Origin of the sequence: Crocinitomix algicola, assembly GCF_001661595.2 — a bacterium.
Lineage (GTDB): Bacteria > Bacteroidota > Bacteroidia > Flavobacteriales_D > Crocinitomicaceae > Crocinitomix > Crocinitomix algicola.
Genome location: NZ_LYPF02000014.1, coordinates 32,731 through 54,991, shown reverse-complemented (window position 1 = coordinate 54,991; position 22,261 = coordinate 32,731). Strand labels below are relative to the sequence as shown.

General features: G+C 35.5%; 17 protein-coding genes. 2 read left to right on the top strand and 15 right to left on the bottom strand.

The features are described from left to right. Positions 1-19: 19 nt before the first annotated feature. The 7 genes from A8143_RS08205 to A8143_RS08175 form a co-directional block, all read right to left on the bottom strand. A complete protein-coding gene (locus tag A8143_RS08205) occupies positions 20-1,582 on the bottom strand; it encodes a GH3 family domain-containing protein (protein ID WP_066758306.1) in 1,563 nt (520 codons plus the stop codon). Positions 1,583-1,720: 138 nt separating this feature from the next. After that, positions 1,721-2,959, bottom strand: a complete 1,239-nt coding sequence (locus A8143_RS08200; protein WP_066758305.1) for a DUF2130 domain-containing protein — start codon at positions 2,957-2,959, stop codon at positions 1,721-1,723. Positions 2,960-3,082: 123 nt separating this feature from the next. Beyond that, positions 3,083-3,766, bottom strand: coding sequence for a thioredoxin family protein (locus tag A8143_RS08195; protein ID WP_066758303.1), 684 nt, complete (start codon positions 3,764-3,766; stop codon positions 3,083-3,085). Further along, a complete protein-coding gene (locus A8143_RS08190) occupies positions 3,763-4,335 on the bottom strand; it encodes a TlpA family protein disulfide reductase (RefSeq protein ID WP_066758302.1) in 573 nt (190 codons plus the stop codon). Before A8143_RS08190 ends, A8143_RS08195 begins: the two co-directional genes overlap by 4 nt. Further along, a complete protein-coding gene (locus A8143_RS08185; protein ID WP_139134306.1) occupies positions 4,332-5,288 on the bottom strand; it encodes a hypothetical protein in 957 nt (318 codons plus the stop codon). The genes A8143_RS08190 and A8143_RS08185 overlap by 4 nt, the downstream gene beginning before the upstream one ends. Positions 5,289-5,308: 20 nt before the next feature. After that, entirely contained in the window at positions 5,309-5,896 is a 588-nt protein-coding gene (locus A8143_RS08180; protein ID WP_066758289.1) for an RNA polymerase sigma factor, read from the bottom strand. Then, a complete protein-coding gene (locus A8143_RS08175; RefSeq protein WP_139134305.1) occupies positions 5,893-6,906 on the bottom strand; it encodes a hypothetical protein in 1,014 nt (337 codons plus the stop codon). Before A8143_RS08175 ends, A8143_RS08180 begins: the two co-directional genes overlap by 4 nt. Before the next feature lie 175 nt (positions 6,907-7,081). Here A8143_RS08175 and A8143_RS08170 point away from each other — a divergent pair, with 175 nt between their 5' ends. Continuing rightward, entirely contained in the window at positions 7,082-7,501 is a 420-nt protein-coding gene (locus A8143_RS08170) for a hypothetical protein (RefSeq protein WP_066758281.1), read from the top strand. A 3-nt stretch (positions 7,502-7,504) separates the two neighbouring features. On the opposite strand, the gene A8143_RS08165 is transcribed toward A8143_RS08170, so the two are convergent. Genes A8143_RS08165 through A8143_RS08155 form a run of 3 tightly spaced genes read right to left on the bottom strand, consistent with a single transcriptional unit; the run spans position 7,505 to position 14,343 of the window. Further along, positions 7,505-9,760: a DUF1573 domain-containing protein gene (locus tag A8143_RS08165; RefSeq protein WP_066758279.1), complete on the bottom strand. Its 2,256-nt coding sequence runs from the start codon at positions 9,758-9,760 to the stop codon at positions 7,505-7,507. Between the two features lie 4 nt (positions 9,761-9,764). After that, complete coding sequence (locus tag A8143_RS08160) at positions 9,765-10,769, bottom strand: PorP/SprF family type IX secretion system membrane protein (RefSeq protein WP_083261286.1); 1,005 nt, start codon at positions 10,767-10,769, stop codon at positions 9,765-9,767. A gap of 4 nt (positions 10,770-10,773) precedes the next feature. Continuing rightward, positions 10,774-14,343, bottom strand: coding sequence for a DUF7948 domain-containing protein (locus tag A8143_RS08155; RefSeq protein ID WP_066758274.1), 3,570 nt, complete (start codon positions 14,341-14,343; stop codon positions 10,774-10,776). Between the two features lie 241 nt (positions 14,344-14,584). Between A8143_RS08155 and gdhA the strand changes: the two genes are divergently transcribed. Further along, positions 14,585-15,943, top strand: coding sequence for an NADP-specific glutamate dehydrogenase (gene gdhA / locus A8143_RS08150; RefSeq protein ID WP_066758271.1), 1,359 nt, complete (start codon positions 14,585-14,587; stop codon positions 15,941-15,943). Between the two features lie 58 nt (positions 15,944-16,001). Here the strand turns inward: gdhA and A8143_RS08145 are convergent, their stop codons facing one another. The 5 genes from A8143_RS08145 to holA form a co-directional block, all read right to left on the bottom strand. Continuing rightward, a complete protein-coding gene (locus tag A8143_RS08145; protein ID WP_262485619.1) occupies positions 16,002-17,432 on the bottom strand; it encodes an ArnT family glycosyltransferase in 1,431 nt (476 codons plus the stop codon). Positions 17,433-17,486: 54 nt separating this feature from the next. Continuing rightward, on the bottom strand, positions 17,487-18,161 hold the full coding sequence (locus A8143_RS08140; protein WP_066758261.1) for a response regulator transcription factor: 675 nt from the start codon (positions 18,159-18,161) through the stop codon (positions 17,487-17,489). Between the two features lie 80 nt (positions 18,162-18,241). Further along, positions 18,242-18,772 (bottom strand): hypothetical protein, encoded by a 531-nt coding sequence (locus A8143_RS08135; RefSeq protein WP_066758260.1) that lies wholly within the window; start codon positions 18,770-18,772, stop codon positions 18,242-18,244. 68 nt (positions 18,773-18,840) lie between these two features. Continuing rightward, on the bottom strand, positions 18,841-21,111 hold the full coding sequence (locus A8143_RS08130) for a TonB-dependent receptor (protein WP_175437515.1): 2,271 nt from the start codon (positions 21,109-21,111) through the stop codon (positions 18,841-18,843). A gap of 144 nt (positions 21,112-21,255) precedes the next feature. Beyond that, a complete protein-coding gene (gene holA, locus A8143_RS08125; protein WP_066758256.1) occupies positions 21,256-22,260 on the bottom strand; it encodes a DNA polymerase III subunit delta in 1,005 nt (334 codons plus the stop codon). Between the last annotated feature and the right edge of the window lies 1 nt (position 22,261).

Sequence of the window (22,261 nt, the reverse complement as noted above, 5' to 3'; positions counted from 1 at the left end):
AAGCAAGTATTTAGATGTTTCAAATTATAGCCCGTTTTTTATTCTCTCCAACTTCTTTCGTATAAGCTAAGTAACTGCACCAGTCTGTAGCCATTTTACCTTTTAAAACCCTTGGAAACTTATGCTGTGCACCGTACTTGTTTTTAATCTTCATAAAATCATAAAAAACACGTGTTGGCACAATTTCCAAATCCATTTCTTCTAATGCAAAATTACGCTCAATTAAATAATCGGTATTCAACATTGAAAGTTCATAGTCTAATTCATCTTTAAAAGCTTTTACCTTAGAAGGAGGTGTATCACAACCTAAGTACCATTGATGCTTAAAATTACCCGACCTCGTTTGAGAGCCAATAACAGCAAATTCTCTTACTTCTACTTTATTTCTATACGCTACTTTGGTGAGCGCATCAGTCATATTATCAACAGAAAGATGCTCACCACATAAACTCAAATAGTGTTTCGTACGACCGGTAATCTTGATTCGATAAGTTTCAGTATTTGTAAACTTAATGGTGTCACCGATTAAGTATCGCCAAGCTCCTGCACAGGTTGAAACAAGAACAGCATAATCCACATCTTTTTTAACATCTGCCAAGGTAAGACTCTCATCTTTAATTAATTCCCCATCAGCGTTAAAATGTTCTTTGTCAAAAGGAATAAATTCGAAATAAACATTTGATTTCGTTAATAAATACATTCCATCAGAATCTACGGGTTGAAACGCAAAAAAACCTTCTGAACATAAATAAGTATCCAAATAAACCACTTGAGAATTAAATAACTCATTGAACTTTGTCATATAAGGGTCAAAGTTGACACCACCATGAACATAGATTCTTAAATTAGGCCACATTTGGTGAATTGATTTTAACCCATAGTGATCAATAATTTTTTCAATTAAAATTTGCATCCAAGAAGGCACACCACAAATTATCCCTAAATCCCATTCAGGCGCTTTTTTAACTATTTCATCAATTTTTTGTCCCCAATCGCGTAAAGCTCTAATTTCTTTTTCTGGTTTCGAAAAAGGGGCGATCCAATTTGGTACTTTCCCTGTAACAATACCACTCAAATCTCCCTCAAATTGATCATTGATTTGATCCAATGTTGTACTTCCGCCTAAGAACAAAATTTGTTTCTCATAAAAATCGGCTGGTAGATTCAATTTTGAAAGCCCTAATATTTGTTTAACACTTACCTTTTTAATGGTCTGAATCATCTGCTTAGACACTGGAATTCTTTTACTCGCCGATCCTGTTGTACCAGAAGTAAGTGCGAAATTTTCAATTTTTCCAGGCCATGAAACATCAGCAACACCGCTTAACGTTTTATGCCAAAATTGATTAAACATGAGGTTGTAGTCATAGACGGGTACTGCATCACGATAAGCCTTTTCAATGTTTTCGGCCTTTAAAACCTTAGAGAAGCCATATTTTTTACCGAATTCGGTTGACTTCGCTTTATTCAACAATTTTTTTAATTGTTTTTCTTGTTGCTTAATGCTTTCAGAAGGAATGGTTTCAGTCCATTTTGAAGCATATCTTGTTGCATTCTTAATTACCGTACCTCGCAATGCCATAGCTGAATATATTAGTGTATGACAAATTTACAAGCAAAGGTGTTTTCTTATTGAAAACAGAACGTTACCAATCTGTTATGAAAACATAGAATAGTTTAAGAACAACATTTTATAGAATATTTTATTTGATACGCAATCTTAATCTTCTATTTCTGAATCCGGTAATTCGAGCGAAGCTGCTGTCGTTAATGCGTTTCCAGCAATCCCTTTTATCGAACCAAATAAAGCAGAAACATTTTCCTGAACGGCCCAGATTTGTTTCTCTCTCATTTTCCATATTTTGTGCATTGCTTTCTTTTCACTGTTAAGTTGTTGCACCATTCCGTCATAATTCTCCACTATTCGGTTAATGTTTTGGACAAACTCGTTACTTGTTAAATAATTGTAAAGTAATTCCATTTTATCCCCTTTGTTATCCTCTGCGGATTTTACAGAATGCATTTTAAGCAACATTTCTCGTAAAACAAAAGAAAGGCTTTTAACTTCATGATATCCACAAATCCATACCCCATTTTTTTCACCGAAACGGTCCATATCTGAGGGAAAGGTCTCTGTTACAATAACAGCAATATCTGCTTTACATTGAATTTGATCCTGTTTTAGTTTATCAATCCAATCATTGGCGAAATGTTTTGTTCTTTTGCTTTCGTATACAATTGAACCACATACTTCTTGCCTTGAGTTAACAACTGTTTGAATTGAATCCGCACCTCTAACTCCTTTAGGTACTTCCGTAATTTGATCAAAAGGATATGTCGTTCTTAACAACTCTTCTAGCGCTAACTCTTGTACCTCTCCTTGCAATTGCATGGAACCTTGTTCAGCCTTCCGCTTCATTTCTTCAGCTAGCTTTTTATTATCCTCAATTTGTTTTAAGAGTTTAACTTTTTCCAATTCAAAGTTTTCTCTTTCCTTCGCTCTCGCCTTATTCTCAATTTCTTGTTGTTTTTCAAGTAATTGTTTTTCGATATTCAACGTAAGTTCCTCTGTCTTTTCCTTGAGTTCATTTTCTTTTTTCAAAAGGGCGACTTCTTTTTCTCGTAGAAGACGATTTTCCGCCTTCTTTTTTTCATTCTCTTCTGCAAGTGATTTTAATTTTTCCTCATACGATTCCAAGGTGCTCTTTTCAATCTTTTTCGCTTCTTCTTTTATCTTTTCATTCAATTTTTCCTGAAACAGTTCATTCTCCCTTTCTTTCGCTTTCAGAAATTTCTCTCGTTCAAGCGCTAACTTCTCTTTTTCCAATTTAAATTTTTGGGCATTGGCAGCTACCTTTTCCTCAAACTCTTTGCGGTATTGTTCTTCTATTTTACCGGATAAAGCTTCCTCTACATCAAACTGATGCCCACAATTTGGGCATTTAATTTTGTCTTGCATGCTGAACTGATTTTTATTAGTCAATGAAAATTTAAAGATAGGCAATTCTTCTAATCTCCTGTCTTTATCCAATAAAAAACCCGACACCATTAGGTATCGGGTTCCATTTAGTGTCTTAATTATCTATGCCTTAATAGAGCATCCAATAGCTTTTGTTTCTGTTACCGCTGGTTGTTCACCTTTCAGCAAAGCATCCACAGCATCCTCAACGTAACGTTCTGTAACTGCTGACTCATCTTCATAATTATCATCTATCGTTCCGATGTAAGCTACACGATTTCCTTCCTCAGTTTTTTCCAATACAAACATGTGCGGCGTTTTTGTTGCTCCATACTGAGGGTAGATTTTTTGTCCTTCATCAAACAAATATGGAAAGGTGAAGCCTTTTTCCTGTGCTCTAACTTTCATCTTATCAAAGCTATCATCTTCTGCAATTTCAGGATTATTCGGATTGATTGCGATCACTGGGTATCCAAGTTCTTTATACTTTTTGTCCAGTGCAATAATGCGGTCTTCATAAGCGATGGCATATGGACAGTGATTACAAGTAAAGGTAACGATATAACCTTTTGCCTCAGGAAAATCCGCTAAAGATACCATCTCATCGTCAATATTCATTAATGAGAAATCTGTCGCCATGTCTCCAACTGAGTACCCTGACACGACTTCTTCTTCTATCTCTTCTTCAACTTCTTCGGTAACCGCTACTGTATCTACCTCTTCGGTTGACGTTTCTGTATTTTCACCGCTTCCACAAGCGAAGAATGTGAATGGCAAAGCAAATGCTAAATATTTAATTTGTTTCATTTTGTAAATTTTAAGTATTCGGTTTCTAATTCCTCAAAGGTAAAAGATTGCTCGTAGAATTTCACCTTTTCATTCTTATAAATTATAGTTGCTGGTATTGCCCCTGACCAGTTAGGGTCAATCTTTGGAATCCAAGAATTACCGTCTGGCTCATGCAACATTATTACTTCTGATTTTAACTTGTTTTTTTGGATAAAAGGGATTAAATCTGATTCAATTTTTGTTGAAAAATCCATACTCACTAGTAAAATTTCAACTGTCGGATACTTTTCCGATAATTGTTCGAAGTAAGGCAATTCCTTAACACAAGGAATACACCAAGTGGCCCAAAAATTGATGATGTGAATTTTGTTGTCCATTTGCTTTGTGAACGGTTCAAAATTTTCAAAATCATAGACCTCTAGCTTTACATCATCAACGGTTACAATATCTTTCGGATTTCGTTCAAATGATGTTACCTCAGTTTCTGAATCTTTAGGATTATTCGCTTTTTTATTTTCATTAGTTGAGCAACTTAATGTCAATAAGCTTGAAAGAAAGACGGAAATTATCAATTTAGTTTGTATCATTTTTCAGTAAAAAATAAAAGGTTAAGTTCTTTTGTAGCATTAATATGTAGGCTTTTTGGTAAGATTTCTTCGCTCGCCTTAGCCTCAGCGTTCATACTTTTTTTGGCTCTTACCGCAGTAACTTCTGAAAAAGAAAGGTCTGCATTTTCAGGAACTGTATTATACGTACTTGATAAAGTTGTTGTTGGTTGAGCGTATGTATTGGCAATAACACTATTCGAATCCATTACACTTGGGCTAAGTTCTTTTTCAGGGACATAAATATCATCGGTCTGGGGTGAATCAAAACTATAATCCATTCGGTTCATGTTCACCTCATCGGCTACGACTTCTTGCACTTCATCTTCTTCTGTTTCTACAACCAATTCTTCTTGTAAAATTGGTTCATCACGTACTATTTTTTCGTTGGAAGCTTTTGATAAATCGTCAACAATTTCGAGTTGCTCATCATCTACTTCTTCCTTTATTGCCATCTCTTGTTGATCTCTTTCATTTTCAACTTCCTCAAAATTTTCCTCTTTTCCTGCAGGAACATGTGGTTGTTCAGCATTTTTTTCTTCAACCACATTTTGTACCATTGTTTCTTGGTAAAGCTCATTTGAATTATCATAAAGGAAAAGAAATCCAAGAATTGCCACCGCTGCGATTCCAAGTTGAAATGCCGGCTTTTTTAACATCGGCTTACCTTCAGGCATTAAAAACACCCCAACACTATTGAGCCAATATCCTTTCTTTTTAAGGGTAGAAGTTAGGTGAGACATCACCTTTCCTTTCAACACTTTAGGCGCTTCAATCTTATCAGCATCAAAGGTTGCTTTGGTTTCATCGAGAAACCATTTCATATTGGCATATTCCTCCTCATCTTGAGCGAACTCCTTAATCAAAATAAGCTCTTCTGGAGTCAGTTCAAAAAAGGCTTTTTCTCGGATGATATCTTCAACTTCTTTCGTCATCGCATTCATTTTTTAATCCCTTAGGTCAAGGTTTTTCTGTAAACTTCAAGTTTTGATGCTAGCGTTTTTGTGGCAAAATGCAACCTTGATTTCACTGTACCATTATTGATTTCCAATATTTCAGCAATTTCTTTCAAAGACAATCCTTCAAAGTGCCTCAACATAAAAACTTGACGGTGTTTTTCATTTAATTTATCTAATTCTGTTTTTAATTGTTCGTTAAAATTATTTTTATCCACCTGACTATCTGGAAGTACAGTTCCTGATTTTGGATCCACTCCTTCTGGAATATCATAGGATGTTGGTTTTCTTATCTCTTGTTTTTTATATTCATTTTTACACATGTTGTTTGCCAGTGAAAACAACCATGTTTTGAATGATCTACTTGGATCAAAAGCTTTTGGATTATCAATTAATTTTGTAAATAAATCGTGTGTAAAATCACTAGCTTTTTCTCTATCACTCCATAATTTTCGGTAAAAAAAGTTGATCATATACTTTTCGTACCTGTCATAAATTTGCTCAAAAGCTTTCCTATCACCCTTTAAAAAAAAGCGCATCAAATCCTCGTCACTGTATGCTTTATAGTCTTTTTTAAAGAGCTTCATTCAATTTGTTCGTACGCCTTTAACACTTCTTCAACCGCAGATAGTTTACCTACTTTTTCTGCAAATAATACAATTGCCTTTTTTAACTTTTTATGTTCATTGCCATTCAATAACTCTATTTTATACAAGGTCAATAATGGTGGTAAGTAATTTTGATACAATCTTTTATCTTGCTTTGACGACAATTGAATCTTTTCCAAATAGTTTTGATTCTCAGACCAAAAGTGCTGCAAAATCTCTAATTGTCCGCTAGCATTATATTGGTAGGATAAACCGGTAATAAAAATGTGTTCCGCCATTTTTGACAAATACTTTTGGCTTACAGTTGTAGAAACGGCTATTTTTTCTTTATTCGATTTCAAAACTGTAGCTAGAAAATTACTTTCATTTCCTTTAAACGGAACTGATGGAAGGCCCATCTGTTGTAAAATTTGATTTTTATACTTGTCATTCACCAAAAAATCCAGGTTAATAATCTGAACGTTTTGATTAACCTGTCCCGAACGTATCAAAGCTAAGGCCACCAAAGCATCATCCTCACCACTCATTACGAGATACTTTTGATTTGTAAAGCGGAGAACATCTTGATAATATTTACGTTGAAGTGGAGAAATTCGATTTAAAACCGCTGCAGCAAAAGCTTTAGATTTACTGGCTTGATTCGTTAATTCATAATATCCAAATAAAGCAATTTTGACCTCTTTTTCATCCGGTTTAAGTTCGTACGCCCTTAATAAGCTTTCCATTCCAGGCCCACTATAGTTCGCGTGAATATATTTTACAAAATGATACTCATAAGAATTTGGCGCATTCAATTCCAACCGTTTAACCATACCCTCCAATTCTGCTTTTTGCGAAGGGTTAAATTCTTTGGTTCCATCACGTTCAAAATAGGCCCGTCTCTCCAAATAAGCCTCTTTTAAATCAAAAGGTGTCAAACTCCCCCCTTGGCCAAAAACGGAATTAAAGCTCAATACGAATAGCCCGAAAATCACTAGGTATACCTTCAAATATTTATTTTGAATATGCATCATTCAAAAATAAATACAATCTTTCAATAGAAAGGTTCATTTCACAATTAATTAACAAGTGTACATCTTGATTATCAAGGTTTCTTTCCGCCGAAAGTTGTAAATCGAATTAAAAAATATTTAGATTTGACTTACAATAACCAAAAAAAGAAACATGAAAACTATTAAACTTCTAGGGTTTATAGCCCTTAGCGTTATCACTTTTAGTTGTTCGACGGAGCAAGCAGAAAAAGTTGCGGATGAATTTCATCAAAAATTAGATGAAAGAGACTATGATTATATCGTTAACAATTTAGCCGATTTGGAAGATGTTACAAAAGATGAATGGCATGGATTTCTTTCAATTGTTGATGGCTGGGGACCTCAAACTAACCGAGTAAAAGAATCAGGGTTTAATAAAAAAATAGACAACGGTATTGAACGCGTTCGTTTCAGTTATACATTCGATATTCCTGAGATTGGGAAAGTTTACGAGCGTATTGTTCTAGTTGAACGACCAGAAGGCTATAAGATTCGAACCGTCTTGATGAACTCTGATGAATCTATTGTGATTAAGGGAACTGAAGAGTTTTAAAAATTACTCAACCTCAGCTGTTACTGCAATTTCTTTCCCTTTATTTTCGACATTGGCAATGATTTTTATTTGACGGATTTGTTTTCCGTTCAAACCATTCGTATCCCATGAAACGATGATGGAAGCAGTTTCACCCGGTGCTAATTTATTTTGGCTTAGGGAATAAGTAATGCAACTACAATCTGCTTCTAAGGATTCAATTAACAACCATTCCTCACCTGAATTAGTGAAAGAAAATTGATGCCTCAATTTCTCGCCTTGGTTTACTTTACCAAAGTCATGAATTTGATTATCAAAGGTCAATTTAGCATAAGAAGAATCTTGATTTATAAAGCTCACACTTTGAATTTCAATTTTTCGTTCCAACGCTGCTTTTCTGCTGTAAACTGAATTTTTTTGATCGTTGACATTATCACTGACCAGTGCATCAGCAGTATACTCTCCAAAGGGTATTTGAACAAAGGAAAGAGAACCTCCATTTTCTGCATTATTATTCAGGTACGGCTTAATTTTTCCATCCTCATAGACTTCAAGATAATTGATAAGACTCGCAATTCTTCTTTTCGTTAAGTTAACGTTATAGTCCGTCTTTGCTAATGGGCTGGCAAATCCTTTTACAGTCACTTCAATTTGATATCCTCGTTCTAGTTCAACTACAAGCAATCGAATAAACTCTTCTAAATCTCGTACCCCTTGTGCTACAAATTCTGTAAAAAAATCATCAATATCTTCCTTTGCATCTTCCGCTTCATCGCTCGACAATCCTTTTGCATACTCTCTTTTATACTTATTCTCTAATCCGATATAACTTTCATATGTTTCGATATACGTTAAATGAGTTGATGTATCTCTTGTTTTTGGATTGGGTTCGTCATTATGAAAGAATAATGTTACTGGTAATTTACTATTTAATTCTGTCAGTGTTTCAAAGCGAGTTGGCGGTGGTAGAATCTTTTTACTTGCCTTAAAAATATCATTGCAACAGGTTGGGTTTTTTACATACTTAACTCCTACTCGATTTGAAGAATAATAAAATTCACCTTTTTTTTGATCAATGATAAAGTAAGTATCATTTTGTGAAGAGTTTATAGGAATTCCTAGGTTCTTTGGATTTTCGAAGTTTCCATCCTTGTAATTTGATTCAAATATATCCATTCCTCCGAAGCCTTCCCACCAGCTCGAACTAAAATAAAGTTTCTGATTTAGGGTATCAAAGAATGGTGACACCTCATCATCTAAAGAATTTATTCGCTTCCCTAAGTTAACTGGAGTACCGTATTGATTGCCGTTTTTAACTTGGCTATACCAGATATCTAAACCACCAAATGACTTATCACGATTTGAAACAAAAAATAAATATTCCACTCCATTAATAATGGTGCTATGGGGCATTGTGGTTATTTTTTCAGGTTGATTGATAATTTCCCCTAGGCTATCGAGGTCTTTGACTTTACCATCCACTAATTTTCCGACGTATATTTTACACGCAAAATTTTCGTTGCAACGAGAAAAGTAAAAACGTTTTCCATCTGGACTAACAGAACCATTCGCTGAGTTTTTTCCTTTTTCTTGAACACCTTTAACTGCATTCAGGTTATTAAAACTATCTCCCTCCAATTCAGCGGAATAAATTTGGAGAGAATAATCCTCAGAATGAACCTCTTCTCGAGAATTAATCGAATCTGCCTTAAGGGATGTAAACCAAATTTGATTTTCATAAATCATCGGTGCGAGTTCTGCATCTATAGAATTAACCGGCTGCGGTAAAGGATTAACGATGTAACCACTTGTATCTTCAATTGCCTTTTGCGCCCACAAACATGCTATAAATGCTTGCTGAGATTTTTTATACGCATACCCTTCTCGCTCTCTTTTAAACGTTTTTTTGGCCAATTTCCAATGCTTTATTGCCTCTGCATATTTGCCATTTTGCATTTCCATCGATGCTAACCAAAAAACACTCATCGGATAGATTAAACCATTTTCCTTATTGTATACTTTACGATAATAAAACTCGGCTTTCTCATAGTCTTTATAACGCCGTTGAGCCTCTGCAAACTTCCACAAAACCATGACAGAATTTGAATCTATTTCCATTGCTTTACGGTAATATTTTATTGCGTAGAAATAATCTCCTTCGGCTACTTTTTCGTCCGCAAAGTCCATCATTTGAGTAAAAGACTGTCCTAAAACATTTACTTGCCAACCAAGAAAAATTAGCATTAAAAAAGAACGATATGAAAACAAAAAATTTAACATTGTACTATAAATAATCAGGACAAACACGGTGCTGAATCACTTTAGGCCTGAAGATATGCAGTATATATTGCAAAGAAAACTCTAAGCCCCCTCTTACCCTGCTTGCTGGAGCCAATTGTGAGAAGTTTACATCATAACTTACTCCTGCAATCCACTGATTATAATACGCTCCGACTACCAAATTGACCGCATCTTTATTTCTGAACCACATGCCAGCATAAGGGGCAAAATATTCCCCTCTTTTATCTTTATAAATATAGCGGATGTTTGATCCCAAAACGACTTCATTAAATTTCCCTTGAAACTGCATCATAAAACCAGGTTGCAAATCCCATTCAAAGTTCAACTCATAAATTCCTTTACCATGCAGCACGACTCTTTTATCTCTTACAATGGTTTGATCTTCATAAAAACTTTGTCCTTTTTTAGATAAGTTAAACCACCCAATTCCAGCTGTGAACTGATTCCTTTTATCGACTTGATAACTGTATATTACGCCCAAAGCTAAATTTAACCCTGTTCGATTATTCGTTAATAAATTCTCGTTTGTTGGCAAAGAAGCATCGTAATAAAATCCGTTGAATTGGTTATCAAAACTCAATTGAGAAAAATCAATTCTCCTGTGATTAAAACCGACCTGAATTCCTGGCGTTATTTTATGGGCAGAATCACCGGGGAGAAAATATTCATAGCTACTTGTAACATTCAATTCAAAAGTTCTATAATTCCCATCACCGGCAGCATCATGAAAAAAATTAGCCCCAAAAAGAAGTCCTGGAATTACCCGTCCTTCTCTATTTTCCGCCGAAAACCCAAAGGTGTTAAAAGGTCGACTGACTGAGCGCCATTGACTCCGTTGGTTTCCAGAAAATCGCCAATCTCCTTCAAAATTTCCCGTAAGAGCAGGATTTAACTGCACAGGACTACTGTAAAATTGCGAAAAATGGATATCCTGAGCTCTCAAAGACAAGCTTAACACCGTTAGTAATATGCAAAAAAACTTCTCCAAAAACTTATCTTAAAACCGTAACATTTCCTTTGATTAAATTTTCTTGACCATCAAAACAAATCACTTGTAAATGATAGACATAAACATCCGGATCAACATTTTCACCTTTAAACGTGCCATCCCAACCCACACCTTGATCAGTGGTTTCAAAAACTAGTTCGCCCCAACGATCAAAAACCTTTAAATTAATTTTTTCCAAGTTTTGTCCCCGCACAAATAGTTTATCATTTTCACCATCATTATTTGGTGAGAAGGCGGATGGTACGAACACATAAACATCACCACAAACAAATTCGTACGTCGTAACAGAAACCGTGGTCATCGCTCCACAAACTCCATCATCCATAATCACTGTATAAGTCCTGTCCTGATTCACAACTGCATTCGTTATACGGTCATACGGATTGGAAAGCCCATCTGGAGGAAACCATTGATAATCGAAACCTGTTGGAAATGCCTCTAATGTCGTTGTGCCTCCTTCTGGAACAATTTCTGGAGTTGCGGTAGCATAAACCGCTGATAAGTCTATGCTCTGAACTTCTACCCAAACAGAATCAAGTAGCGTACATCCTAATTCTGAGACCGCTGTGAGGTAGAAGTACATTGAGGTTGGTGGGACGGCTAATGCCAATCCATCCTCTTCGTAAATAATATATTCGTTCGGTGACCAGTCAAAATCTATTCCAATTTCTGGCAATAAATTTATGGCTTGTAAAATCGTTGTATCTCCGAGGCAAATAGTTGTATCTCCCAAAACATCAATACTTCCATCCACAAAAAACACGGTTACTGAATCTATTATATCACATAATTCCCAACCATTTGATGCTCGAATGTAATAGGTTGTAGACTCTACAGGATTTACACTGATTGACGAATCCATATCGTGATCGTTCAATAATGTTCCAAAATCAAGTGACTCAGACCATTCGAATGAAATCGCTGTGCCATAAGAATTCGCAACATATTCAAAATCAAAGACATCACAAACAATGGTGTCATTCGGAATTTCAAGTTGTAATTCGTCATAAACGGTAATTAGCTTTACTGCTGTGTCGGTTAAATTACAAATGGTATCCGTTATGGAAAGTACGACTTCGTATACACCAGGTTCATCAAAAAGAACTGTTGGATTTACTCCATCCTCTATAATTTCACTGCCAGGACCGAAATCCCAACTAAAATTGACAGTATCATTACTTTCATTGTCAAAAGTTAATGTAAGCGGTGCGCATCCTTCTAATAAATCAACTTCAAATTTTGCCACTGGAACTATTTCAAAATCGAACTTATAAAGCACATTATTACATCGGTCACTTTCATTGATTTCAGACCAAGCTCCCGCCGTTGCCGGAAAATCGCTAAACCCACCACAACCGCCACACACCGACTGATAAACAATACCATAACTATCAAAACGAGATGTGCCTCCATCAACGTGTGCACGTGACTCATCTCCTCCCATATACGTTGCATAAAGAATGTCTTCTAGATTCCGTTCAAAAACAATCATATAAAAGTTGAAGCCTAATCCCGGATCCTCGTCAAAAGCATCGTCAGTGGTTGGCATGCCTAAGGTGGAAACTCCTGTTAAAATATTTCCTCCCCAACCTGAGACATAAACATTTCCACAAACATCGACTAAAAAAGCGGAAGGTGATATGTCTGTTGTACTAGAGCCATTCCCAAACACAGTGGAGTATTCTATTGAGTTTAAATCCGAATTCAGTTTCCATATGAATTGAGAACTTCCAGGGTTTGAATAAACATCTGCGCTAACGGGCATTGCCCCTAAACTTTGTCCAAGCAAATAAACGTTGTCCCAACGATCAATCTCGACAAAAAATACTTGATCATAATCACTTGTACCGATAAAACTTGACTGAAGAATAACATCGCCTTCCTCGGGGATTTTGCAAATAAACCCATCCGTTATCCCTCCATTATAAGTGGGTTGAATTCCTCCGGCAGTACCTAATAAATCACTAGAAGACGTCCCGCCCGCAAACACGACATTATAACTAGAATCTAGTTTAACAGAATATCCGGCATCATTTTCACTCCCTCCAAAATAAGAAGACCAAACAAGACTAGAAAAATCATCAGACAATTTAAAGATCACTGCATCCAGATGACCTCCACTCGTCATTTGGAATCCGCTTTCAACTGGAAAGTCGTCGGACCATGTGCTGGAAGTAACAAAAACAAATCCTAACGAATCTACCATTATTTCACCTCTAAATTGATCCCCATAATTATAGCTTAAGGAGTCGTAATTAGCGGGCGGATATGTTCCTCCCGAAATATTATAATTCACCCCATCATTAGCACTACCGCCAATATATGTAGAGCCCAATAAATTCATACCGTCCGAACTAATTTTGGCTACGTATATATCTGTACCTTGAGAACCAAAGCGCGCACCATTCGAAGATATCGTTAATAAGCTGCCTCCACCATGCTCAGTTTGAAATCCACCTTCGATTGGAAAATCTGTGCTAGACGTAGCGCCATAGAGGAAGATATTATTTTCTTTATCGCAAACTAAACTATGTACAGTTTCTGTGCCTTGAGTATTGTCACCACCCCCAATAAAATTCGTCCATATCATGGAAGTACCATCGGCAGAATACTTCGAGATAAAAACATCGGTTGTGGCTCCGCTCACGTCAAAAACATCAATATAAGGTGAGGTATTCCAACCTGGGGCCGGAGCAGGGTATGAGTTTCCATAAATCGTACCTCCACTATACCCTTTCCCATCGTATGCATACGTCGCCGTCATTCCAAAATTATCAGAATCCGCACCGCTATAAGTAGAGAAAATTAACTCGGGATCTATAATTAATTCGAGGTTATGATCGTACTCACCCAAAGCATAGGTGACTTGATTATTTGTTAAATTAAACTGACACTTCACTTCAACAATACGACCATTTTTTATTTGATACGCAAAAGGTTTTTTTTCACGAATTACCCCAATATTAGATTGTATTAATAAATTTCCTTCTTTCGTTACTTTGATTTTTTCCGCGCCATCATAAGTCATTTTTATCAAGGATGAATTTGCAAATGGCGCCAGATGAAACTCGTATTTTAATTGCTCATTTTGCTCAAAAAACCGAAGGTTAATGCCGGGATACAATTCTTGATATTCTACATGATGAAACCCATAAACCTCAGAAGCCCACCTCTCTGGAACATTACCTAAAAAGTAATTATGATATTCTTTTGTGGGATATTTTGTTTTTGTTTCTACTTTTTCATTCGATCCGACAAAATTTACTGCGATTAAATCTTGTTTAAAAGTTAAATCTTCGTTTTTATGATGATGATTGTGTCCGATATGTTGGTGTTGCACATTCGAATAATCCATAAAGTGATAGAGCACTCTTCCTTGTTCTAACCAAATATTCCCCGCATTAAGTTTTGCGCGATAGAATACACCGTTTGGCCACTGTCCTTTGTTTTCAAAAAATTTAAAATTTCCTTTTGGCGTTGACACTTCTTGCGTCAATCCCAAAACGGGTATACTAAGTATAAAGTAGAGTATGAAAACGCGCAAAAAATCCATAAGTGCAATTTAAGAAAATTAAGGACAAATCTTTCTTGAAAGAGACGTAATTTTGGCTATTTAGGTTGAATTTTGAGTCTAAAAAACCCATCATTTGAGGAACAATAAACGTGGGATACCTTGCCTATGCTGACCTTTAATTGAAAGAGTAAGAATATTTGCTTAAAATAAAACAAAGACGTTCTGTTTCTTATTAAAAAATATCTAAATTTGCTAGCTATAAAGACTTAAACTATACACCATGTCAGAAAAATATAGCGCTCAGATTAATGAGTTCATGGAAAAAGTAAAAGCTCAGAACGGACACGAGTCTGAGTTTATTCAGGCTGTTGAAGAAGTAGCTGAAGCAATTATCCCCTTTATTAATGAGAATCCTAAGTATGCAGGAATCAACCTTCTTGAAAGAATGGTAGAGCCAGAGCGAACTTTAATGTTCAGAGTTCCGTGGATGGATGATGAAGGAAAAATTCAAGTTAACCGAGGATACCGTGTTGAATTTAATTCAGCAATTGGACCTTATAAAGGAGGATTAAGATTTCATCCTTCTGTAAACCTATCAATCTTAAAGTTTTTAGGATTTGAGCAGGTTTTCAAAAACTCGCTTACCACGTTACCAATGGGTGGTGGTAAAGGAGGGTCTGATTTTGATCCAAAAGGAAAATCAGACAATGAAGTCATGCGATTTTGCCAATCTTTCATGACTGAATTACAGCGTCATATTGGACCAGACACTGATGTGCCGGCTGGAGATATTGGAGTTGGCGGTCGTGAGATAGGTTATATGTTTGGACAATACAAACGATTGAGAAACGAATTTACTGGTGTACTTACTGGTAAAGGAATCAATTGGGGTGGATCATTAATTCGTCCAGAAGCAACTGGTTATGGTACGGTATATTTTGCGGAAGAAATGTTCAAAGCAAAAGGTGATACCATTCGTGGTAAAGTCGTTGCGGTTTCTGGATCAGGAAATGTTGCACAATTTGCAATTGAAAAGATATTACAATTAGGAGGTAAAGTTGTTACTGCTTCTGATTCTTCTGGATATATCTATGCGGCAAATGGAATTCATAGCGAAAAATTGGATTTCTTAAAAGAGTTGAAAAATGTAAAACGTGGGCGTATTGCAGAAATGGCAGAAAAATTTGATGATGTTGAATTTTTCGAAGGAGAGCGTTCTTGGAATGCTCCATGTGACATTCAAGTGGCATTGCCTTGTGCAACTCAAAATGAATTAAATGGAGCTGATGCGCAAAAACTATTGGATAAAGGATTAATACTTGTTGCTGAAGGTGCAAATATGCCTTCAACTCCAGAAGCGATTGAATTGTTCCATAATTCTAAAATTGCATTTGCACCAGGAAAAGCTTCAAATGCAGGAGGGGTTGCAACTTCTGGATTGGAAATGTCTCAAAATTCACTTCGATTGTCATGGTCGCGTGAAGAGGTTGATGAGAAACTTCATGGAATTATGGTTTCCATTCACCAAGCTTGCGTGAAGCACGGTACTGAAGGAGATTATGTTGATTATGTTAAAGGAGCAAACATTGCAGGTTTCGTAAAAGTTGCTGATGCGATGATTGATCAAGGCTGTGTATAGACACACTATAATATTCAAATTCAAAATTAGACGGGGGGACAATTGTTCTCCCGTTTTTTTATTCTAACCTATACATACGAGCATATTCTCCTCGACTAAGTTCTGTTAAATGAAAATTTCTTCTGAGGTGCTCAATTAATTTCAAATCCTTAACCAAAACACGGTCTCCTTTCTTTATGGCTTCCAAATCTGTGTGCAATTCAATATGTTGGTTGATGGTGCTAAATTTATATTTATAGAATAATAGAGAGCCATTCCATCCGTGATATAGCACCTTAACATTATCCATGTTTCGATTGAACTTAAAAGCTTCATACAAAAACATTTCATTGGCTTCTACCCTACGATCACCAATTTCAATTGAGTTATTCTGAGACGTTCTAAACATTAAAAATAATGGATAGAAAAAAAACACTCCAACAATAAATGATGATTGCCTTGATTGAATGCCCAAATGATTTAAGAAATAAACAATCGGGAAAGCAGATACAATCGCCAATAAAGGATACAAAGGCATGTCGTACCAAATTAATTTGGTGGCGGAAAAACTAATAATTAATAAATAGGTAAAAACCATTATCAATAAAGGAATAAGTACAATTCGCTCCTTACATTTTTTGTTCATCACTGTCAAAAGCAAACCTCCTAAAAAGCAAATCATCCACCAACCATACCGTTGACTAAAAAGCTTGTCTAAATAAAAATAAAAAGGGCCACCGTGTGTATCGAACTCATGAAATAATCGGCCTGCATCTTTGAATATTATTTGAGTAAAATAACCGGGAGTTTGTAGCTCTCTTATGTATAAAACAGTTCCACACACCCCAATAAAAGTCAAAATTCCAAGAAGAAATTGAACATTCATAAAAAAGGTTTTGAGCTTTTTTTGAATGATTAGGATGAACAAGTAAGCGGGTAAAAATAAAAATGCTGCATGTAATTTTGTTAAGAACGCCAAGGTTAAGAAAAACATTGTCCAATAAACTGCACTTTTATTTTGATTCATTAAAAATGAGAGGAATTGAAGAATGGAAAGTGTTAACATAAAGGTCAAAAGCGAATCAGTATCTCCTGTTCGTGCCGTATGATATCCAATAAAACCCGGAGCAGAAAGTAAAATTAATGCTGCAATCCAAGCGTAATGGAGTGAAAAATACTGTTTTAAAAATGTAAACAAGACTAATACAGTCCCTCCTGCTGCTAAACCTGAGGGTAATCGTAAAGCAAACTCATTATAACCTAAAAGTTGAACGGATAATATTTGTAGCCAATTAAGAAGAGGCGGTTTCGTATTAAATAGATCTGGTGAACCATTATAGTACAATGAAAAATACTGGCCATTTTCCAACATTTCAAATGTGTTAACAGCAAATATAGACTCGTCCCATAAACGCATATGGAAACTACCTATTTTAAGAATAATTAATATAAAAATTAAACCTATTAGTAAGGTATAATTAATCAGTGGATTTTTAAGGTAATTTATCAATGCTTTGAAGGGTTATATAAAGCACCAAAATAATAAAAAACAACGATTAAAAATTTATTCGTCTGTTGAGAAAAGGTATTTATTAGGAGTTGTAAAGTTTTCTTTTACGGCATACATTACGATACCTGCCGTATTCTTAACACCCAATTTATTCATAATATTCTTTCGGTGTGTGTTAACGGTATGTTTACTTAAAAAAAGTTTATCGCTAATCTCAACATTTGTCATCCCTTCTGCAATTAAAGTTATCACCTCAATTTCACGTTGGGATAAAGCTATTGGCTCGCATGAAAATTCTGTATCACCCAATTCTTCAACATCAATTCCTTCTTTATTGATTGTCTCAAGAATCTGACCGCAAAAAAACTTTTTGCCCTTGGCAGTTTCGTTCACCGCATCGACAATTTCTGCAATGCTACAATCTTTTTTAATGTGCGAAACTACACCACTTTTTAACGCATGAATTAAAGTTTGACCAGATTGTACCGGCGTAATAGCAACGAATTTCAAATTACTTCGTAAAGCAAGAGCTTTAGGTATAACATCTATTTCAAAGCCAAATGAGGTATAGTCAATTAAAACAATTTCCGCATCAAAAGATTTAATTAAGCTGAGTAATTCTTCGGAGTCCGTTGCCTCTCCAACAATTTGAACGCCTTTGTCCTTAAAGATCGTACGAAGACCAATTCTTACCAATTCATTATCTTCTGCCAGTATAAGATTAATCATTATTTAGAATGATTTTTAATAAGACAAAGATAAAAAAACTAAGACAAGCAATGGAAAAAATTAAGTTTAAATTTTAACGCTTATTTCTTCTTGAACAACCCTTTTTTCTTAAATCCGAATCGGTACCCCATTCGAAAGCCTCCGAAAAAATATTCGTCTTTGCGGTACACATTATATTGAAAGGCCACCTCAACGCTCCATGTAAATCGATCTCTTTTTAAACGATGTAAACCAAAAGGAATATAAATATTGTAATTTCGAATACTGTTTTCAGTAGGCTCAAACCCGTTAAAAATACCTACGTAAGGGGTTAAGTTGAGCGGTGTTTTACCCAGAAAATTATACTTTAAACCCAGCGTAAATCCAGGGTCATTTTCAAAACTCCGTATACCTGCTCCAGCTTCGATATTTAGTTTTTGATTGATAAAATAATCAAATGATACACCGATTAATCCAATTGGTCCTAGTGCATATAAATTGATTGCTGCAGGATATTTTTCACGTCTATTCCATACAATCTTGCGATCCTTTTCCGGGAAAATTTCTTGAAATTCATTCGCATAAATAAAGGATGAAATAATAATTAAAATGAAGGCTAAAACCTGTTTCATATTACAAATATAAGTAAGCAAACTTTGTTTTATAATACAAAAAGTAACGTTGGTTATCTTTTAGATGTCTAAAATTTTAAAGAAACCGCTAGACTTGGCATAATTGGTAATTGATAAACCTTTTCGTTAGTAACTCGGTTAACATAAAAAATATTTTCACGGCTATACAGGTTCGTTACACCCGTTACTACCTCCCACTTTAAGTTTTTGTATTTTTTCGCCTCAAATGTCTTTTTTAAGTTTAAATCAAATCGGTGATAAGTCGGCAATCGACCATTATTTTGACTATCGTATAGAAAAGAAATTTCATTAGCGTTACCCGTTACATAATTATCGTTAATGTTGGTGACTACAGGTTCTTCGTACACACCAATTGTTTGTCTAAAAGGTAAACCTGATCCTAAGTTCCAACGTGCGGTTAATTCCCAATCACGTTTTTTACCAAAAGTATACGAGCTCACTAAATTGATATTATGGCGACGATCAAACACTGGAGAGTAATAATTAAACCCATTCCAACGCGTTACTTTCCCTAAAGAGTATACTGCCCAAATGTATAATTTTTGCGAGTTATAGGTTAAAACCACATCACCACCATAGGCCTGACCACTTTCAATAATGAAATCCTTTTTATAAATATCATCTTCTTGTGAGTTTGCAACATTATCTTCAAAAATTTTATTTCGGTTAATATTGGTCATTTGTGTGAACCATTTATAATAGGCCTCAAATTGCAGGGAAACATTACGCGAGAGATCAACCTCTCCTCCAAAAATTGCATGCCAAGCCTTTTGCAATCCGTTTCTTATTTCCTTTACATTACCATCTGGTTGCACTAAAGATGAAGGAATATTTTCTGGTGCCGTTATGAATCCGTAAAATAAATTCACCACATCTTGATCTGAAGTGGTACTGGTAAAGTTTTGAGTGAAGTAACCTCCTGCCGCTTTTAGTCTAAACTTTTCCGTTACGTTGTATTTCCCACTAAAACGAGGCTCCGCAGTTATTTGACCAACAGATGAATATGCCTGGAATCGCATTGATGGTTCAAGAATAAACAATCTATTTTTTGAAACATGGCGATAACTCACATATGCACCCGCCTCATTGGTATTTGAATTGACTTCAATAGGGCGATTAACCTCGTTAAATGTTTTAAACTCCGTTCTAAAGATATTAAACCCAAATCCATAATCCAGTTTACTTTTACCCGGCAGGTAGTACGTGAAATCAAATGCCATTTCCGCTCCGACAATTCCACTCGTTCTATCAGGAAGGTTTTCCTCTTTTAACGCTATATCATATTTCGAATAATTCACGCGGCCTTTCATGAATAGCTCCGAATTTTGAGGAACAAAAATAAAGTTTGCCCCTCCACCGTAACTGTTCCAATTTAAATTAGAAACCGCTTGATACGTCACTTGATCGTTGAAAGAAAACCCAAACATCGAAACTTTATTAGAACCATCACCTTTTACTGAAACCTTTCCATATAAGTCCATAAAGTTAAATGGCAATCCTTCTCCTTCATTAATATAAGGATAAAGTGCCTTTGAAGTTTCCTCAAGTAAAGATGCTTTTCCAGCTAAAACAAATGAAACATTATTCGCTTTTGACAACGGACCTTCTAATAATAAACTTGAAGTGAAAGGTGATACACCAATTTTACCACCAAACCGTTTACTGTTTCCATCGCGATAAGTCACATCCATTATTGAAGAAATTCGACCTCCATACTTGGCGTTAAATCCTCCTGTGTATATGTCTGCAGACTTAATTAAATCCGTTTCAAAAACCGAGAAAAATCCAATAGAGTGAAACGGGTTATATATCGTCATTCCGTCTAATAAAATTTTATTCTGAATTGGTGTTCCTCCTCTTACATAAACTTGACCTCCTTGATCACCTGTACTCACAACCCCTGGAACCGTTTGAAAATAACTTGCAATATCTGAAACACCTCCTGTAACCGGAACTCTTAAAATATCCTTTTGCGTAATTTTAACAACTGATACAACTGGGTCAATTTTCTTTTCTTTGGATTTATAATCAACATTAACTTTTTCCAAAGTTTTACCTGCAACCAGGTCGACTTTAAGTTCAGTAATTTCATTCGTCGACACACTAATTTCTTGCGTGTAAACTTCAAATTGTGGTGATGAAATTCGAATTGTATAAGAACCCGCAGGAACTTTAGGCATTGAAAACAACCCATCCACATCAGTTGAAGCAAAAATATCTGTATCTAAAAGTAAAACTTTAGCAAAAGGAACAGAGTTTCCGTCCTCGGCACTTTTTACGATGCCACGAACAGTACCTTGTCCAAAAACGGTACTCATAAGCGATACTAGTACAACTGTGAAAAGGGATTTAATCATATCTATCTAAAAATAAAACCCCAAAGATACGGATATTATTAACTTTTTTTAAGAAAGCATAACATGGATGATTTAACGGTATATAAATGAGAATGATTGGGGAAACTAATGCAATAATTTGTAGACCAACTCCTTTAAAAGCTCTCCCTGATCAGTACCTTTATCACCTACGCCTTTTAAACGCAAATCATATTCTCTCAGCAAACTAAAATTCCTTGATATTTGCTTAGCGGGATGTTTTCGCTTATTTAATAAAAGCTCTTTTGCGGGATAGGGATGCATTCCTAAAAGTGAAGCCAATTGTCTTGGATCTTCTGTTCCTGCAAAATGTGCTTTAAATAAGCGCTGATAGAGCGTATGTAAATTTGAGAGCACAAAAATCAGATGGGCAGCTTTTGGATTGCGAGCAAAATAGTTTATGATTTTATTGGCTTTAAGCACGTTCTTTTCAAGAATTGCATTTACCAATTCGAAAACATTGTAATCTTTGCTAATGCCAATATTTTCTTCAATATGTTTTTCATTTATTTGCCCTCCGTCAGGAACAAGAATGAATAATTTTTCCAATTCTTTCGCAATTCGCGACAAGTCATTACCTATAAACTCTACCAGCAGAGCTGTCCCTTTATCCGTGATTTCATAATTTTTCTCTCGGATATACTTTTTAATCCATTCTGCCAGGTTATATTCCTTAACTTGTTCCGACTCAAAAACAATTGCATTTTTCTTCAGCAATTTATAAAACCGTGAACGTTTATCGAGCTTTTTATACTTGTGAGCAAAAATCAGAACGGTAGAATTGGCCGGTGATTGGATATACGATTCAAAAACTTCCCAAGCATTTGCTTTATATTCTTGTGCTTCTTTTACAACAACCACTTGTCTTTCGCTCATCATTGGCAAACGACTTGCGGCATCAACCACATCAATTGCTGGCGTATCTTTAGCATAAACTACAGTTTGATTAAAGTCCCTTTCTGACTCATCTAAAATTGTAGTTGTTGCTAATTCAACTATTCGATCAATATAAAACGGTTCCTCACCCTGCAAAAAATAAACAGGTTTGTAATCTTTTTTTTTGAATTGTTTTATGAGATCAGGGTAGTTCAAT

Excerpts from the sequence above, each read along its gene's own strand:
- A8143_RS08205 (WP_066758306.1), bottom strand. The coding sequence starts at position 1,582 with ATGGCATTGCGAGGTACGGTAATTAAGAATGCAACAAGATATGCTTCA.
- A8143_RS08200 (WP_066758305.1), bottom strand. The coding sequence starts at position 2,959 with ATGCAAGACAAAATTAAATGCCCAAATTGTGGGCATCAGTTTGATGTA.
- A8143_RS08195 (WP_066758303.1), bottom strand. The coding sequence starts at position 3,766 with ATGAAACAAATTAAATATTTAGCATTTGCTTTGCCATTCACATTCTTC.
- A8143_RS08190 (WP_066758302.1), bottom strand. The coding sequence starts at position 4,335 with ATGATACAAACTAAATTGATAATTTCCGTCTTTCTTTCAAGCTTATTG.
- A8143_RS08185 (WP_139134306.1), bottom strand. The coding sequence starts at position 5,288 with ATGACGAAAGAAGTTGAAGATATCATCCGAGAAAAAGCCTTTTTTGAA.
- A8143_RS08180 (WP_066758289.1), bottom strand. The coding sequence starts at position 5,896 with ATGAAGCTCTTTAAAAAAGACTATAAAGCATACAGTGACGAGGATTTG.
- A8143_RS08170 (WP_066758281.1), top strand. The coding sequence starts at position 7,082 with ATGAAAACTATTAAACTTCTAGGGTTTATAGCCCTTAGCGTTATCACT.
- A8143_RS08165 (WP_066758279.1), bottom strand. The coding sequence starts at position 9,760 with ATGTTAAATTTTTTGTTTTCATATCGTTCTTTTTTAATGCTAATTTTT.
- A8143_RS08155 (WP_066758274.1), bottom strand. The coding sequence starts at position 14,343 with ATGGATTTTTTGCGCGTTTTCATACTCTACTTTATACTTAGTATACCC.
- gdhA (WP_066758271.1), top strand. The coding sequence starts at position 14,585 with ATGTCAGAAAAATATAGCGCTCAGATTAATGAGTTCATGGAAAAAGTA.
- A8143_RS08140 (WP_066758261.1), bottom strand. The coding sequence starts at position 18,161 with ATGATTAATCTTATACTGGCAGAAGATAATGAATTGGTAAGAATTGGT.
- A8143_RS08135 (WP_066758260.1), bottom strand. The coding sequence starts at position 18,772 with ATGAAACAGGTTTTAGCCTTCATTTTAATTATTATTTCATCCTTTATT.
- A8143_RS08130 (WP_175437515.1), bottom strand. The coding sequence starts at position 21,111 with ATGAGTACCGTTTTTGGACAAGGTACTGTTCGTGGCATCGTAAAAAGT.